Below are 201 nucleotides of genomic sequence, written 5' to 3'. Positions count from 1 at the left end.
CACGGGACCATTTGGTTGCGGGGACAGGATTTGAACCTGCGACCTTCGGGTTATGAGCCCGACGAGCTACCGTGCTGCTCCACCCCGCGATGATAAAATATTCATTTTAGAAAAAATGGAGGAGGTAGAGGGATTCGAACCCCCGCGCGACTCTCGCCGCCTGTCGGTTTTCAAGACCGATCCCTTCAGCCGAACTTGGGT

General features: G+C 55.2%; 1 tRNA gene. It reads right to left on the bottom strand.

Annotated elements, in window-relative coordinates:
- Positions 1 to 12: 12 nt before the first annotated feature.
- A tRNA-Met gene (locus MR169_RS28135) sits at positions 13 to 89 on the bottom strand.
- Positions 90 to 201 lie beyond the last annotated feature (112 nt).

It is taken from the genome of Bacillus cereus group sp. BfR-BA-01349, assembly GCF_022663795.1.
Taxonomy (GTDB): domain Bacteria; phylum Bacillota; class Bacilli; order Bacillales; family Bacillaceae_G; genus Bacillus_A; species Bacillus_A cereus.
Note: the sequence above shows the minus strand (reverse complement) of the source record. Positions and strands in the feature narration are given on the sequence as shown.